Annotated in this window: 12 protein-coding genes and 1 riboswitch; of the genes, 3 read left to right on the top strand and 9 right to left on the bottom strand. The window is 58.0% G+C overall.

What is annotated here, in order from left to right:
• Window positions 1-2: 2 nt before the first annotated feature.
• Entirely contained in the window at window positions 3-1,937 is a 1,935-nt protein-coding gene (gene thiC, locus LCM31_RS14530) for a phosphomethylpyrimidine synthase ThiC (RefSeq protein WP_224871236.1), read from the bottom strand.
• Between the two features lie 133 nt (window positions 1,938-2,070).
• Window positions 2,071-2,169, bottom strand: a riboswitch (TPP riboswitch).
• 339 nt (window positions 2,170-2,508) lie between these two features.
• On the opposite strand from thiC, the gene LCM31_RS14525 reads away from it, so the two are divergent.
• Genes LCM31_RS14525 through LCM31_RS14515 form a run of 3 tightly spaced genes read left to right on the top strand, consistent with a single transcriptional unit; the run spans window position 2,509 to window position 6,359 of the window.
• Window positions 2,509-4,059, top strand: a complete 1,551-nt coding sequence (locus tag LCM31_RS14525) for a thymidine phosphorylase family protein (RefSeq protein ID WP_224871235.1) — start codon at window positions 2,509-2,511, stop codon at window positions 4,057-4,059.
• Between the two features lie 15 nt (window positions 4,060-4,074).
• Entirely contained in the window at window positions 4,075-5,001 is a 927-nt protein-coding gene (locus LCM31_RS14520; protein ID WP_224871234.1) for a ribose-phosphate diphosphokinase, read from the top strand.
• On the top strand, window positions 4,998-6,359 hold the full coding sequence (locus LCM31_RS14515) for an MBL fold metallo-hydrolase (protein ID WP_224871233.1): 1,362 nt from the start codon (window positions 4,998-5,000) through the stop codon (window positions 6,357-6,359). Before LCM31_RS14520 ends, LCM31_RS14515 begins: the two co-directional genes overlap by 4 nt.
• 81 nt (window positions 6,360-6,440) lie before the next feature.
• Here the strand turns inward: LCM31_RS14515 and LCM31_RS14510 are convergent, their stop codons facing one another.
• The 8 genes from LCM31_RS14510 to LCM31_RS14475 all read right to left on the bottom strand — a co-directional run bounded on the left by LCM31_RS14510 (window position 6,441) and on the right by LCM31_RS14475 (window position 15,925).
• Window positions 6,441-7,397, bottom strand: coding sequence for an acetyl-CoA carboxylase carboxyltransferase subunit alpha (locus tag LCM31_RS14510; RefSeq protein WP_224871232.1), 957 nt, complete (start codon window positions 7,395-7,397; stop codon window positions 6,441-6,443).
• A gap of 263 nt (window positions 7,398-7,660) precedes the next feature.
• A complete protein-coding gene (gene dnaE, locus LCM31_RS14505; RefSeq protein WP_224871231.1) occupies window positions 7,661-11,179 on the bottom strand; it encodes a DNA polymerase III subunit alpha in 3,519 nt (1,172 codons plus the stop codon).
• A gap of 309 nt (window positions 11,180-11,488) precedes the next feature.
• Window positions 11,489-11,683 carry a DUF1289 domain-containing protein gene (locus tag LCM31_RS14500; RefSeq protein WP_224871373.1) on the bottom strand — a complete coding sequence of 65 codons (195 nt, stop codon included), beginning with the start codon at window positions 11,681-11,683 and terminating at the stop codon, window positions 11,489-11,491.
• A gap of 51 nt (window positions 11,684-11,734) precedes the next feature.
• Window positions 11,735-12,256 carry a gamma carbonic anhydrase family protein gene (locus LCM31_RS14495; protein ID WP_224871230.1) on the bottom strand — a complete coding sequence of 174 codons (522 nt, stop codon included), beginning with the start codon at window positions 12,254-12,256 and terminating at the stop codon, window positions 11,735-11,737.
• Between the two features lie 113 nt (window positions 12,257-12,369).
• On the bottom strand, window positions 12,370-12,852 hold the full coding sequence (locus LCM31_RS14490; protein ID WP_224871229.1) for a methylated-DNA--[protein]-cysteine S-methyltransferase: 483 nt from the start codon (window positions 12,850-12,852) through the stop codon (window positions 12,370-12,372).
• Window positions 12,849-14,345 (bottom strand): AlkA N-terminal domain-containing protein, encoded by a 1,497-nt coding sequence (locus tag LCM31_RS14485; protein WP_224871228.1) that lies wholly within the window; start codon window positions 14,343-14,345, stop codon window positions 12,849-12,851. The genes LCM31_RS14490 and LCM31_RS14485 overlap by 4 nt, the downstream gene beginning before the upstream one ends.
• 252 nt (window positions 14,346-14,597) lie before the next feature.
• Window positions 14,598-15,545: a TolC family protein gene (locus LCM31_RS14480; protein ID WP_224871227.1), complete on the bottom strand. Its 948-nt coding sequence runs from the start codon at window positions 15,543-15,545 to the stop codon at window positions 14,598-14,600.
• A gap of 41 nt (window positions 15,546-15,586) precedes the next feature.
• Window positions 15,587-15,925: a hypothetical protein gene (locus LCM31_RS14475; RefSeq protein WP_224871226.1), complete on the bottom strand. Its 339-nt coding sequence runs from the start codon at window positions 15,923-15,925 to the stop codon at window positions 15,587-15,589.
• Window positions 15,926-16,185 lie beyond the last annotated feature (260 nt).

The following is a 16,185-nucleotide window of genomic DNA, read 5'->3' as shown; positions in this document are numbered from 1 at the left end:
GATCACCCCTTGTGGTAAATCTCTGCGCCCATGTCCTTGAACTTGATGGACATCTCTTCCATGCCTTTTTTTGCTTCCTGCTTGGCTGCCTCTAGCTTTTTGGAATAGTCACGCACGTCCTGCGTAATTTTCATGGAGCAGAACTTCGGTCCGCACATGGAACAGAAGTGGGCAATTTTGCCGGATTCCTTCGGCAGGGTTTCATCGTGGTAGGCACGTGCGCGCTCGGGGTCCAGACCCAGGTTGAACTGGTCTTCCCAACGGAATTCAAAGCGGGCTTTAGACAGCGCGTCATCGCGCTTGTACGCACGCGGGTGGCCCTTGGCCAAGTCCGCCGCATGCGCCGCAATCTTGTAGGCCATCAAACCTTCTTTTACGTCTTCCTTGTTCGGCAGACCCAGGTGCTCTTTCGGTGTTACGTAGCACAGCATCGCACAGCCCATGCTGCCGATCATCGCCGCTCCGATGCCGGAAGTAATGTGGTCGTAGCCCGGCGCAATATCGGTGGTCAAAGGGCCGAGAGTATAGAAAGGCGCACCGTGGCAGTGCTCCAACTGCTCGTCCATGTTTTCCTTGATCTTGTGCATGGGAACGTGGCCCGGGCCTTCGATCATGGTCTGCACGTCGTGTTTCCAGGCAATTTCGGTCAGCTCACCCAGAGTGCGCAATTCGCCGAACTGGGCTTCATCGTTGGCGTCGGCGATACAGCCCGGGCGCAGGCCATCACCTAAAGAAAAGCTGACGTCGTAGGCTTTGAGTATTTCGCAGATGTCTTCAAAGTGGGTGTAAAGGAAGTTTTCCTTGTGATGCGCGAGGCACCATTTGGCCATAATGGAGCCACCGCGTGAGACGATGCCGGTGACGCGCTTGGCGGTGAGTGGTACGTAGCGCAATAGTACGCCGGCATGAATGGTGAAATAATCGACGCCCTGCTCTGCCTGTTCGATTAGGGTATCGCGGAACACTTCCCAGTTGAGATCTTCGGCAATGCCGTTCACTTTTTCCAGTGCCTGGTAAATCGGTACGGTGCCGATGGGCACTGGGGAATTGCGCAGGATCCACTCGCGGGTTTCGTGGATGTTCTGGCCGGTGGACAGATCCATTACGGTGTCGCCGCCCCACTTGATAGACCAGACGAGTTTTTCCACTTCTTCTTCGATGGAGGAAGTAATCGCGGAGTTGCCAATATTGGCGTTCACCTTGCACAGGAAGTTGCGGCCGATGATCATCGGCTCCAGTTCTGTGTGGTTGATGTTCGCGGGAATAATGGCACGGCCTTCGGCAACTTCGCGGCGGACGAATTCCGGGGTGATCTGCGGTGGAATATAAATACCATCCCGGGCCTTTTTGTAATCAGCGTCAGAAAGCTGCTCAGCCAGTTGTGCGCGGCCCATGTTTTCGCGGATGGCGATAAACTCCATTTCGGGGGTAATGATGCCCTCTCGGGCGTAGTGCATTTGGGTGACGTTTCTGCCGGTCTTGGCTTTGCGCGGTGCGGGCAGGTTGTCGAAGCGGATATGGTCTAGGCCCTGGTCGGCCATGCGTTTTTGGCTGTAGGCAGCCTGGCGGGTGTCGAGAATTCCGGTGTCGCCGCGAGATTCGATCCATTGTTGGCGCAGCTTGGGTAGGCCTTCGCGGACGTTGGGTTTGTAGTCGGGGTCGGAATAAGGACCGGCGGTGTCGTAAACCTGCAGGGGCTCGTTAGGCTCGAAGATAGGATTGGTTTCGTCGCCGCCAACGAGGCTTTGGCCGAGGCAGATTTCACGAACGCCGACGTCCACTCCTTCCTGCTCACCTTTCAGATAGACTTTGCGCGAGTTGGGAAATTGCTGGGCGGTTAAATTATCGAGGAATTCTTTGGCACTTTTCTGCTGTGCGGCGCGGCCTTTTTTTTCTGCTTTATTGGTTTGATTCTGCGGTTCGGCGACCTGAGACATGCTGACCCCTTGCGTTGTAATCCTTATTTATTGGATAACTTGCGGGGTGTATCTCTGCGATCTAGAGAGCGGGGGAAGGCAGGGATTGAGCAAGCTGTACCGCAATCACGGGTGTATACCATGCTCAAATAAAGCGAATTCAGATCTTGTTCCCTACGCGGGGGTTACCCCGATCAGGTTCAACGGATCTCGCTACTGCGATCTCAGCCCAAAGGCACTCCGACAAGTTGGGGCCGAGTATAGTGGGGGATTGACTGGCAGGACAAGTTTTTAAGAAATCAGGGTTTGGTTTATGGTCGGGCGGTAACCCGTGATCCCCGGCTGCATAAGCGATATCGCTGGCCGGATTTTCAGCAGTGGAGGTTCTACCCTCAGGACAGACACAAACCCAGTAGTCACGGGTCCCTAACAGGTCATTTGGGGACACATAATAGGGCGGCCGGTCGCAGGGGGTAACCACCTATACTTCCGTAACCACGCCCTCAATGCGGTGGATATCCGGCCCGCCGGCAGCGCCCCTTCCGAGATGATGGGGCCGGGAATCATTACGCGAACAATCCGGTAGCGATACATGGCACGTGCACTACCTTTACATGCCTGCAGAATGGGGATAGATACCCACGAAGAGCCGGTGGTATTCATGCGCAAGGACTGCGCTATCTGCCGCGCTGAAGGGTATACCGCAAATACCCGCCTGCAAATCAAGGCCGGCAGGCAAACATTGATCGCCACACTCAATATCGTTGCCGAGAAGATCCTTCCCCAGGGGCACATCGGCTTCTCTGATAGCGCCTGGGAATTCCTGGATTTACAGGGCGACGCCCTGGTACAGGTGCACCATGCCCCGCTGGTGGCATCCCTGAGCGCCCTGCGCAAGAAGATCTATGGCCACAGTCTCAACGCACTCGAAGTCACCAGTATCATCCGCGACATAGGCAGCCGCCTGTACTCGGATATCGAGATTGCTAGTTTCCTGACCGCCTGTGCCGGCGGACGCCTGAACAGCGCCGAAACCATCACACTGACTACCGCCATGATCGACAACGGCAATCGCCTGCACTGGCCCGATTACGAGCGTGTGTTCGACAAGCACTGTATTGGTGGCCTGCCCGGTAATCGCACCACACCGATTGTTGTGGCGATCGTCAGTGCTGCGGGGCTGATCATCCCCAAGACCTCCTCCCGCGCGATCACCTCGCCCGCCGGGACTGCCGATACCATGGAGGTACTGACAAATGTCGACCTGCCGCTGAAGCAATTGCGCAATGTGATCACCCGTACCGGCGCCTGTCTTTCTGCCGGTGGAGAGGTTGGGCTCAGCCCTACGGATAACCTGCTGATCCGCATCGAGCGCGCGCTGAACCTGGACAGTGAAGGGCAGCTGGTGGCGTCGGTGCTGTCAAAAAAAATAGCGGCAGGCTCCACCCATATCCTGATTGATATTCCGGTGGGCACAACGGCGAAGGTACGCAGCCCGCAACAGGCTGCGCGGCTGGAATCCCTGTTTCACTCGGTGGCCAAAGGGCTCGGTGTGGAGGTTCGCTGCGTGCAGACCGACGGCAGCCAGGCTATTGGCCGGGGTATCGGACCGGCGGAAGAGGCACGCGATGTGCTGAGTGTTCTGCACAATGAACAGGACGCGCCTGCGGATCTCAAGGAACGGGCCCTATTCCTGGCCGCGCAACTTCTGTGTATGGCCAGTGACGTCAGCGAGGAACAGGCGTACCGAAATGCACGGGAAATCCTTACTTCCGGCAGGGCCCTGCAGCAGTTCCTCAATATCTGTGAGGCCCAGGGCGGTCTTCGCGACATCCCCAGTGCCAGTCACCATATTGAGCTGCGCAGTAAATGGGGCGGATGCCTGCGCAGTATGGACAACCGGCGCCTGGCGCACCTGGCAAAGGTCGCCGGCGCCCCCTCCTCCCCGGAAGCCGGGCTGCGCCTGCGGGTAAAAGTGGGTGAAAAAATCGAAGCCGGGCAAATTCTGGCCACACTGTTGGCCCAGACACCGGGTGAGCTCGCCTACGCACGGGAGTACTACCACCAGAACCGCGACCTGTTTGATGTAGCGCCCGTCGATACGCCTGTTGAAACACCCGTGGATACGCCCGTCGGGGACTGAGGAGGCGAGCACCAGATGGCACATCCAGTTCTGTTTTCTCTCGAACCGGCACTCCCCCTCCAGGCGCCGCTGGACAAAGGACTGGACGCCGAGCAGGGCGCGCTGGAGATGCGCCACTTTCCCGACGGCGAATCCTATCTGCGCGTCCTGTCACCAGTGAGCGGCCGCCACTGCATACTGCTCGTCAACCTGTTACAGCCGAACGAAAAAATTCTGCCAATACGGTTTCTTGCCCATACCCTGCGCGCACAGGGTGCCGCCAGTATCGGGCTGGTGGCGCCCTATCTCAGCTATATGCGCCAGGACACTATTTTCAACCCAGGGGAAGCGCTGACTTCCGCTGTCTTTGCCGAGCTGATTTCCTCGACCGTCGACTGGCTGGTAACGGTGGACCCACACCTGCATCGCTACCACAGTCTCAGCGAAATCTACTCCATCCCGGCACTCGCCATTTCCGGCATGCCGGCACTCAAAGCCTGGATTACCAACCAGCCAGATGCGCTGCTGGTCGGGCCCGACGCCGAGAGCCGGCAGTGGGTAGAGACCCTGGCACAAGCGGCCGGCAGGCCCTTCCTGGTGGGTAACAAACAACGCCATGGCGACCGCGAGGTTCGGGTATCGCTGCCCGCGGGCAGCGACATCGCTCGCTACCGCACTTCGGTGATCATCGACGATGTAATCTCCAGCGGCCATACAGTGCTGCAAACCATCGGAGCACTCAAGCGGGCGGGCGCCGGACGAATCATCTGCGCGGCGGTGCACGGCGTGTTCGCCGAAGACGCGGATCGAAAAATTCTCGATGCCGGCGCAGACCAGCTCACGGTGAGCAACAGCATACCCGGCGATTACAGCGCCTTTGACCTGTCGCCATTAATCATTCCCGCGATTCATACAATGCTTGCAGACATCGACCATGGAGGCCGCAGAGACCAACAATCATGAATATCACTTTTCTCGGCGGCACCGGTACCGTCACCGGCTCTAAATTCCTGATCAGTGTAGATGATGGCAAGACAGAGTTTCTGGTCGATTGCGGGATGTTCCAGGGCTACAAGTGGCTGCGGGAGCGCAACTGGGAAGCGCCGCTGTTTGACTACCGGCACTTAAAAGGCATCGTCCTGACCCACGCCCACCTGGATCATTCAGGGTATATTCCGCGTCTCTACCAGCTCGGCTATCGCGGTCCCGTTTACTGCCACCACGCAACCCGGGACCTCTGCTCTATTCTGCTGCCCGACGCCGGCCACATCCAGGAAGAGGACGCGCGCTATTACCAGCGCCACAAAATCGGCAAACACGCTCACCCGCAGCCCCTGTACAACGGCGATACCGCGGAGCAATGTCTGGAGCTTTTCCAACCGGTGAGATTCGATGAAAAAATACGAATTGGCAGCGCCACACTGCACATTCAACCCGCGGGCCACATTCTGGGGGCCGGCAGTGTCATCCTGGAAGCGGATGGAAAAAGGGTGGGCTTTTCCGGTGATGTGGGGCGCCCGGACGATTTCATCATGCACCCGCCACGCCCGTTGCCAGCACTTGACCTGTTGCTGCTGGAATCCACCTACGGGGATCGTCGCCACCCCCAGGTTGACCACTGGCAAAAACTTGCCGAAATCGTGAATAACACGGTGGGCCGCGGCGGTGTCCTGTTAATCCCGAGCTTCGCAGTGGGGCGCGCGCAGACTCTGCAATATCTGCTGCTCAATCTCATACGACAGAACCTTATCACGAAGGTACCGGTATTTCTGGACAGTCCCATGGCCATCGATGCCTCGGAAATCTACGCGCAGTATCCGAAACAGCACCGCCTGAGCGCCGAAAGTTGCAGTTTTATGGGCAGCGGTATCCAGTACACTCGCGGCGTCGACCAATCCAAGGCTCTGGAGAATATCCAGTATCCGCACATCATCATCGCCGGCAGTGGCATGGCAACGGGTGGCCGCATCCTGCACCACATGAAACGGTTGCTGCCCGACCATCGCGCAACCGTGCTATTTGCGGGATACCAGGCAGGCGGAACCCGCGGCGCTCGCCTGCTGGCCGGCGCGAGGAGCGTGAAGATTCACGGCGAATACGTTCCCTGCAAAGCACAGATTGAAATACTCGAGGGGCTATCCGCCCATGCGGATTACGTCGAACTTGGCGAGTGGCTGATGCAATCCAAAATGCAGGCTGGCACCCGGATTCAACTGGTGCACGGCGAACCGGATTCCGCTGACTGTCTGCGTCTCTACCTGAATGACAACACACCCTTTGATGCGCGGGTTGCCGAATACCGGGAGATCCTTCGCCTTTAGCCTGGGCAGGCATAAAATGGACAGGCATGAAAAAGGCGGCAACCGAAGTTGCCGCCTTTTTCATAGCCAATCGCCAGCCGATCAACCGACGACGTTGCCGTAGCTCATCAGACGCTGGTAACGCTTCTCCAGCAGCTCATCCAGAGGTACCGCCGTCAGCTTGTCCAGCTGCTCAGACAGACGGTCACGCAGACGCGCGGCCATCAGATCCGGATCGCGGTGCGCACCGCCCAGAGGCTCAGGCAGTGTTTCATCCACAATGCCCAGCTCCTCGAGCACACTGGAAGTCACACCCATGGCCTCGGCCGCCAGCGGCGCCTTCTCCACTGTTTTCCAAATGATGTTTGCGCAACCTTCCGGGGAAATTACGAAGTAGGTGGAGTACTGCAGCATGTTCAGCTGGTCGCCCACCCCGATCGCCAGTGCACCACCGGAGGAGCCTTCACCAATCACCGTACAGATAATCGGCGTACGCAGGCGCGACATCACCGCCAGGTTCTTGGCAATCGCCTCGGAAATACCGCGCTCCTCACTATCGATACCCGGGTAGGCCCCAGGAGTGTCGATCAGCGTCAGTACCGGCATCTTAAAGCGCTCCGCCATCTCCATAACGCGCTGCGCCTTGCGGTAACCTTCCGGCTTCGGCATACCAAAGTTACGCTTCACCTTCTCGTTTACCGAGCGGCCTTTCTCCTCACCAATCACCGCCACCGGGCGACCTTCCAGACGGCCGATACCGGCAATGATCGCCTTGTCATCACCGAAGTGACGGTCGCCGTGGAGTTCATCCCAGTCGGTGAACATACGCTCGATGTAGTCCTTTGCGTAAGGACGCTGAGGGTGACGGGCTACCTGGACGATCTGCCAGGGAGAGAGGTCGGAATACAGGGATTCGGTGAGCTTCTCGCTCTTTTCCCGCAGGCGGGTGATCTCTTCAGCAATGTTGAGGTCATTGTCGTCCCCAACGTGCTGAAGCTCCTTGATCTTGCTTTCCAGTTCCGCAATCGGCTGTTCAAACTCGAGAAAACTGAAGTTCATGTAATTCGCGCCTTGATAATTCTGTGGGCCTGCCAAATGTTGGAAAATGCGACCAAAATACCCCGAACGGTCGCAAACAGGCCTCGCCTACTGAAAATGGCCGCTAGCTTACCGGGCCAGGACCAGCCAGTCGAGTGCACAGCGCACTAACCGGCATCTCCTGTGTCCAATTTGCCTATGTTGCTGGCGAGTGTGCTGGAGCGTGAGCAAAGAGAAACTGGCGACAGCGAATTCTCCCCTGCAACGAAGGCGGCAGGCCCAATTTACTGCCGCTGATTGTAGTTGAGCTGTACCCGCTCCCGCCCAATTACCTCACGCAGTGACTGAATCAACTGGTCATTGGGCTCCACCTTCCATTCGTCCGCCAGACGGAAAGTACCCTTCGCATCACTGCGTTCCACCTCAACCATCACCGGGCAACTGCCTCCCACATAGGGTCGCAGGCAGGCACTCAGGCGCTGGCCCATTTTCGGCATCGCCTGGGCGCTGTCGATTTTCAGGGTCACCCCAATCACGCTGCCACTGCGCAGGTCGTCGAGGGTGGAAACGTTGTTCACGCTCATCTTCAAACCACCACTGTAATCGTCGTGGGAGATGGAGCCCTCCAGCACCAGCAGCGAATCCTTCACCAGCTTCTCGCGGTGCTCGCCAAATGCCTCACTGAACACCGCCGCCTCAATGCGCGCACTGCGGTCATCCAGGGAGACAATGGCCATGGAATCACCGCGCTTGGTTTTCATCACGCGCATGCCCACCACCAGACCGGCCACCTTCTGGTTCTCCCGGCCCGGCTTCAGGTCGGCGATGCGCGCGTTCACCAGATGCTTCAATTCTTCTTCGTATTCGTCGATGGGGTGGCCGGTGAGGTACAGGCCGAGGGTGTTTTTCTCCCCCTCCAAACGCTCGCGAATACCCCACGGGCGTGCGCCGCGGAAATCTTCGTACACATCGCCGTCTGACGCAGAGCGCACCACCTCGCCGAACAGGTCCATCATGCCGGCGCTGTCGTTCTTGCTCTGCTGTTCCGCAGACTTCACCGCCTCGTCCAGCGCGTTGAACAGTACCGCGCGGGAGTAGTCGAGGCCATCGGCACTGTTGGTATCCGGGCCGATGCTATCCAGCGCACCGGAACGCACGAGTGCTTCCAGCGCACGCTTGTTGACCTTGCGCGGATCGATACGTGAACAGAAGTCAAACAGGTCGGTAAACGGACCGCCGCTTTCACGCTCGGCAATGATGTTATCGATCGGGCCTTCACCCAGGCCTTTGATCGCACCCAAGCCATAGATGATGCGGTTATCCACATCCACCGAGAACTGGTAGCTACCCAGGTTCACATCCGGCGGCACCAGGTCCAGGCCCATGGCCCGGCACTCTTCAATAAAGATTACGACCTTATCGGTCTTGTCCATGTCCGAAGACATGGTGGCCGCCATAAACTGCGCCGGGTAATGGGCCTTCAGCCACGCGGTTTGGTAGGAAACCAGTGCATAGGCAGCGGAGTGCGATTTGTTAAAACCGTAACCGGCGAACTTTTCCACCAGATCGAAGATCTTGATCGCCAGCTCCGGGTCTACCCCCTGCTCCTTGGCACCTTCTTCGAAGGTGGCCCGCTGCTTGGCCATTTCCTCGGGCTTTTTCTTACCCATGGCCCGGCGCAGCATATCTGCGCCACCCAGGGTATAACCCGCGAGTTCCTGGGCGATCTGCATTACCTGTTCCTGGTAAACAATAACGCCGTAGGTCGGTTCGAGAATCGGCTTCAGCTTTTCGTGCTGATACTTGGCATCCGGATAGGCCACCTGCGCGCGGCCGTGCTTCCGGTTGATGAAGTCGTCCACCATGCCCGACTGCAGCGGCCCCGGACGGAACAGGGCCACCAGGGCGATCATGTCCTCAAGATTATCCGGCTGCAGGCGCTTGATCAGGTCTTTCATACCGCGGGATTCCAGCTGGAATACCGCCGTGGTTTCGGCCCGCTTGATCAGTTTGAACGTCTCGGTGTCGTCCAGCGGCAACGCCTCGATCACCAGCGGCTCTTTGCCCTCGCGCGCGCGCTGCTCATCCACCATCGCCTTGGCCCAGTCGATGATGGTCAGGGTCCGCAGCCCCAGGAAGTCGAACTTCACCAGGCCGGCATCTTCCACGTCGTTCTTGTCGAACTGGGTTACCAGGCCGGCGCCGGTCTCATCACAGTACAGCGGGGCAAAATCGGTGAGCTTGGTCGGGGCGATTACGACACCACCGGCGTGCTTACCCACGTTACGCGCCACCCCTTCGAGCTGCAGCGCCATTTCCCAGATTTCCTGCCCTTCCTCATCGTTCTCTAGGAATTCACGCAGCACTTCTTCCTGCTCAAAGGCTTTCTGCAAGGTCATGCCGACATCGGCCGGGATCATTTTGGACAGTTTGTCGGCCAGGCCGTAAGACTTGCCCTGCACCCGCGCCACGTCCCGCACTACCGCCTTCGCGGCCATGGTACCGAAGGTAATAATCTGGCTTACCGCGTTACGGCCGTAGTTTTCTGCAACGTAGTTAATCACCCGATCGCGTTTCTCCATACAGAAGTCAACGTCGAAGTCGGGCATGGAAACCCGTTCCGGGTTCAGGAATCGCTCGAACAGCAGATCGTACTGCAGCGGGTCGAGATCGGTAATTTTCTGCGAGTAGGCAATCAGCGAGCCCGCACCGGAACCCCGCCCCGGGCCTACCGGAATATCGTGATCCTTCGCCCACTGGATAAAGTCCATTACGATCAGGAAGTAGCCCGGGAATCCCATCTGGATAACGATATCCAGCTCGAAACGCAGGCGGTCTTCGTATTCCTTCTTGCGCGCTTCATAGTCTGGTGCGGACTTGTCGAGGATATGCTCGAGGCGCTCGTAGAGGCCGTCGAACGAAATCTTCTCGAAGAACTGGTTCTCGGTCATGCCCTCCGGAATCGGGAACTGGGGCAGGAAGTATTTACCGAGCTGAATGGGCGAGGAACAACGGCGGGCAATTTCTACCGTGTTTTCCAGCGCTTCCGGAATATCCTTGAACAGCTCGCACATTTCTTCCGGAGTACGCAGGTACTGCTCGGCAGAATAGCGGCGCTCGCGGCGCGGATCGTCCAGTGCACGGCCTTCACGGATACACACCCGCACTTCGTGGGCTTCAAACTCACTATCTTCGATAAACCGCACATCGTTGGTGGCCACCACCGGCAGATTCATCTTACCCGCCAGCTCCACCGCCGCATGCAGGTACTCCTCATCACCCGCGCGCCCGGTGCGCTGCAACTCCAGGTAATAGCGGCCCGGGAAAATGCTGGACCACTCCTGAGCCAGCGCCTCGGCCTGCGAGGTACGCCCGGCAATCAGAGCACGGCCCACATCACCGTACTTGGCACCAGACAGCATCAAAACGCCTTCCGACGCTTCCCTGACCCACTCCCGCTCCACAAACGCGTGGCCGTGGTATTGCCCTTCCATCCACGCGCGCGAAATCAGCTCGGTGATATTGCGATAGCCGTCGGCATTCATCGCATACAGCGACACCAGGGTCGGCTGCTCTTCACCGCCTTCTTTCAGCCAGAAATCTGCACCGGTAACCGGCTTGATACCGGCACCCATACAGGCTTTATAAAACTTAACCTGTGCGTAGAAGTTGGTCTGATCGGTGATCGCCACCGCCGGCATTTCCAGCTCCGCAACGCGGCCGATCAGCGGCTTGATACGCACCAGGCCATCAATCAGGGAGTATTCGGAGTGGACTCTTAAATGTACGAAGGGTTGGGTCATATTTTTCTATTTAATTTGGTTCCGGGGCTCTCGCTATTGGAGCTCTCATCCGGGTGAGCACCGAAGGTGCGTAAACCCTTCGATACTTGTGTAATTCTGATAATTCGTTACTTCGTAAACCCAAGTAACGTCAAAGCGTTTTATATAAAAAGCTCATTAGCGAAGTGAGATGGCGAACGCGAAAGTGGGGCGCCGGGTGGAGGTTTTCAGGAGCGTCGCAAACAGGATGTTTGCGCCGCAGCGCCCAGGGATGGGTTTACAGCGGTCCTGAAAAGCTCCACCCGGCGGCCCGCTGCCCCAAAAATAGTACTAATCAGTCCACCAAACCCGCTTCATCTCAACCGCCCGCTCTTGGCACTTGCTCAGCACCTCGCGCTTCTGGGCGTTGTTCATCTTCCCCCACTGGCTGATCTCCGAACCGGAACGAAAACACCCCTCACAGATGTCCTCACTGTTCAACGCACACACGGAAACGCACGGAGACTTCACTGGAAACTCAAACATCGGCTCCGGCTCTTTATCCTTCACGCGGCTCCAGTCACTTTCCGCCATGACTCAGACCTCAACCAGCTCTTCCGCAAAGCGCTGGCCATTCGCCACATACACATCACTACTCAATTTCAGCAACTCAAACGTCGACTTGTCCAACGTTTTCACCACCTTGGCAGGGCTACCCAGCACCAGCGAAAAATCTGGAATCTCCATATTTTCCGTCACCAGCGCATTCGCCCCAATGATGCAACAGCGCCCAATCTTGGCCCCATTCAACACCACCGCGTTCATCCCCACCAGGGAATATTCACCTATCTCGCACCCGTGCAGGGTCACCTTGTGACCCACGGTCACACCGGTACCGATGGTCAGCGGCTTGCCCGGATCCGTGTGCAGCACAGAGCCGTCCTGAATGTTGGCCCGCTCACCAATGGTGATCAGGTCATTATCACCACGGACCACCGCGTTAAACCACACCGAACTGTGGGGCATCATCAGCACATTGCCGATTACCCGCGCACCGGGCGCGACGTAATGGCCCTCGCCCTCCAGCTGTGGCTGTTTATCGCCCAATCTGTACAGCATGCGACCTCCGGCAATCAGTGATACGTCGTTGAAAATAGCCGCGTATTATCCCGCCCGCCGGGCTGGATTGCCACCCTCAAGGCACCCCAGCAGCCCGTGACCAGCCAGACAAATCAGCCAATCAGAACCCCTTCAAGCGCCAACAGCCGCGCCTTCATCTCGATACCGCCCGCGTACCCGGTCAGCGACCCGTCGGCACCGATCACGCGGTGGCAGGGCACCACAATGGACAGCGGGTTGGCGCCGTTGGCCCGGGCCACCGCGCGCACCGCTTTGGGGTTGCCAATCGCCTCGGCCAACTCACGGTAACTGCAGGTCTCGCCAAAGGGGATCGCGCACAGTGCCTGCCATACGGAGTGCTGAAACGGTGTGCCGGCGGCACCCAATGGTAGGTCGAAGGCCTGCAACTCCCTCGCGAAGTACGCCTCGAGCTGCTCAAACGCCAAATCCGTATGCGGCATCGCCTCGCGCAGCCAGTCTTCCCGCACCGGCAAGGGCCGCTTGCCAGCCTGCAGATCAATACCCACAAGCCCCGCTTCGTTCGCCGCAATACCGAGCTCGCCAAAAGCGCTGGGATAGATTTCATACCTGATCATGTTGAGGAGCTCTCTTTGGTCTTCAGTTTGAGGGATTGCCACAGCAACAGCGCCCCATAAGCGCGCCAAGGACGCCAGGACTCAGCCCGCGCCTGGGCCTGCTTGGGGGCCGCCTTTTTCTCACCATCGCCCAGCGCGATCAAAATTCCCAGATCCGACGCGGGGAAGGCATCCGGCATTGAAAGGCCACGCATCGCCGTGTAGTGCGCGGTCCAGTCCCCGATGCCGGGCAGTGCGGTCATCTGCTTGCAAAACGCCTCCAGCTCCGGCTCATCAAAGTCGACTTCGCCTGCCAGTGTGGCCGCCACAAAACTGCGCAATGTGGCAGCGCGGGTACGGGTCACCCCGATATCGGAGAAATCGGCATCGCGCAGCTGTTCTGCGCTGGGAAACAGCAGTTGCTCACCATCTGGGCCGCTAAACGCCTCGCCATACCCCCTGGCCACACGCCCGGCAATGGTGGTCGCGGCGGCAACGGAGATCTGCTGACCGAGAATGGCCCGCACAGTGTATTCAAACGGGTCCCAGGCGCCGGGTAAACGCACGCCCGGAGTCGCGCGCAACACCTGCTGTAACAGCGGATCCGCCTGCAAGTGCTCGCGGATTTCCTCGATGTCGGCATCCAGATCGAACAGTCGCCGCAACTTTTCCCGCAGCGGGTATAGCACCGCACCACAACCTTCACTGCCAAAGACACTCACCCGCAGGCGACATTTCTCAGGCTCGTGCGCAACGCGCAATACACCGCGCTGACCGTGCAGCTCGAAACTGCGCAGGTATTCCCCCTGCTCCGGATCCTCTGCCGTTATCACCTGCTCCACACCGGGCAGCGCCCGTGCAGCAAAAAAGGCCAGCAGCGCCGGCCAGTCGAAGGGGGGGCGATAGCTCAGATAAATCTGCACTCCATTGCCAGAATCCGGCTGCTTGGCGCACTTGACGGATTCTCGACGAACTTCGCTGGGCGTCCGGTGATAAATGGATTTAAACACCCCATTGAAGCGACGCAGGCTATTGAAGCCGGAGGCAAAGGCAACATCGGCCACCGGCAGGTGGGTGTCACGCAGCAGCCCGAACGCAAACAACGCGCGCTCCGTCTGCCATACCTGCAGGGGGCTCAAGCCAATATGTTCGGCGAAAAGTTTGCGCAGGTAACGGCTAGAGATACCCAAGCGTTCGGCGAGCTGCTCAATGGACTGCGCTTCGCGTTCCGCACGCATCAGGGCCAAGGCGCGTCGCACCGTGGTGGAGACCAGCCCCCAGGCGGCGCTGCCAGGAGCCGCGTCCGGCCGACAACGCAGACATGGACGATAGCCCGCCGCGGTGGCCTCCGCTGCGGTGTTGAAGTATTCGACGTTCTTCTCCAGCGGTGGGCGGGCCGGACAGATCGGGCGGCAAAAAATACCGGTGGTCTTCACCGCCGTGAAGAAACGCCCATCGAAGCGCTTGTCGCGCGCGAGACGCGCGCGGTTACAAATGACCGGATCTGGCTGCACAGTATGCTCACTAATTAAACCCCATACCGGCAGTCTATGATTTCGGTGCGGAGAAGACTAGTCAGATTCGGAACCGACAAGAAGCCCCAGATACGGGCAAAGAAATGGCAGAGGTGCGGGTGCCCAGGAGCTCGGTAAACCATTGGTGTGCCCCCGACATGTGATGGGTAAATTCAAGCAATACCGCGGCGTGAAACAGAAACGTGGTAACCGCCAGTATCAGCGCCGTTGCGAGCACATGGGGTCGGCGGCTTATTTACTGCCTCCTGGATCTGGCGCTGCCAGTGCGACCGCTTCGAATCCACCACCCAATGCCAGATGCAATCGAATACGATTGGCAACACGTGCATTGCGCAAACGAATTACATTTGACTCAACCAGCAACTGCTCGGCCTGAAGCTCACCCACCCACAATAAATCCCGCTTACCCGCACGATACTGCTCGATCGCGATTTCTACTGCACGGGTACGATCCTGCAACGCACGCTGTGCGTAATACAGCTCGCTGGCCAACAGGGATTCACTCTCCAGTAGCATTTCCACTTCACGGAAAGCGTTCAATACCACGCTGCCATAATTGGCCACCGCCTGCGCCTGCTGCGCAGTGGCGATCCGTACGTAGGCGCACAGAGCACCCTCTTCATATATCGGGATGGTTGCACCGACCTCCGCAGATGCCCAGTAAGGACTCAAGCGGAGGATTTTCAACAGGTGATCACCAAGGCGCTCCGCAGTAAGCTCGATGGAAAAATCTGGCAACAGCGCCAGGCGCGCGGACTCTTCCTTGCGAAATGCTGCCAGAACCAGATATTCCGCAGCAATAATGTCCGGGCGGCGTTCCAACAGGGTCACCGGTAACCCCGCCGATACTGGCGGCAGCAACGGTGGATATTTCTCTGCACTACGGAGTTCCGCGGCCGGGTAACGCCCGAGTAATACCTCCAGCGTGCGCACCAGCTCGACCTCTTTCTGCACAACTTTCTGCGACGCCAGCTGAATATCTGCTTCCAGCACTTTTACATTTTGTTTGGCCTTCGCCAGTTCCGCTTCATATTCCCGCACCTTGTATTCATAAGGGCGGCGGTCAAATTGGAACAGAGGCTGCCCCTTTTTGACCAATACATTTGACTCCACCAATACATCAGTCACCAGCGTAGGCTCGTTCAAGCGCGGGGTCAGCTGAATGGTGTACTGGATCATTCGCGCATTGGTCGAATATGGGGTAATAAAACGCTGGGAGATTAAAAAATCAGCAACAGATGCAGACCAACCGACAGAGACACAATGCCCCGGGCGATATTGAACTTCATCCATTTGAATTTAAAAAACGTCAGCCAGACGGCGGATATCAATGGTATCGGTGCGCTTGAAGCCCAGATAAATGCGTTGATCCACGGCACCACAGCGAGGAACCCCGCATACCCCATTATGCGCACCGGTTCCGCATCCGGGTGCTTGCGAGCAATAGCAATACGACCGGGCAGCCCGGCAATCCACAGCAAAATCACGAGAATGCACAGGCAGGCGCCAATAATGACCAGGACGTTCAGGTAGTCCCAGTGGTCGAGCTTGAATCCCATCGAAAACCCTCTTCTGCCGACTCAACCGTTGGCGCAGAGAAATTATGTTTTTCCCGAAAAATGCACCACTGAAGAGGTTGCGCAAGAACTCTTAATCACACGATTGCACTTAAATTATTTCTCTATCCTTTTCACACGCACTGGTAAACGCTCTCGGGAGGCGCCCCTGAGATTGTAGAGTACCGGCGGTCAGGCGCCGCTAGCGCGAGGGCGACTGGCACTCGAGTGTTCAAGAAAAGTGGATATGCCGACACACTTTG

This window comes from Microbulbifer agarilyticus, assembly GCF_020171345.1.
Classification (GTDB): Bacteria; Pseudomonadota; Gammaproteobacteria; order Pseudomonadales; family Cellvibrionaceae; genus Microbulbifer; species Microbulbifer agarilyticus_D.
The sequence above is the reverse complement of the archived record's forward strand: the minus strand, read 5'-3'. Positions and strand labels throughout refer to the sequence as shown.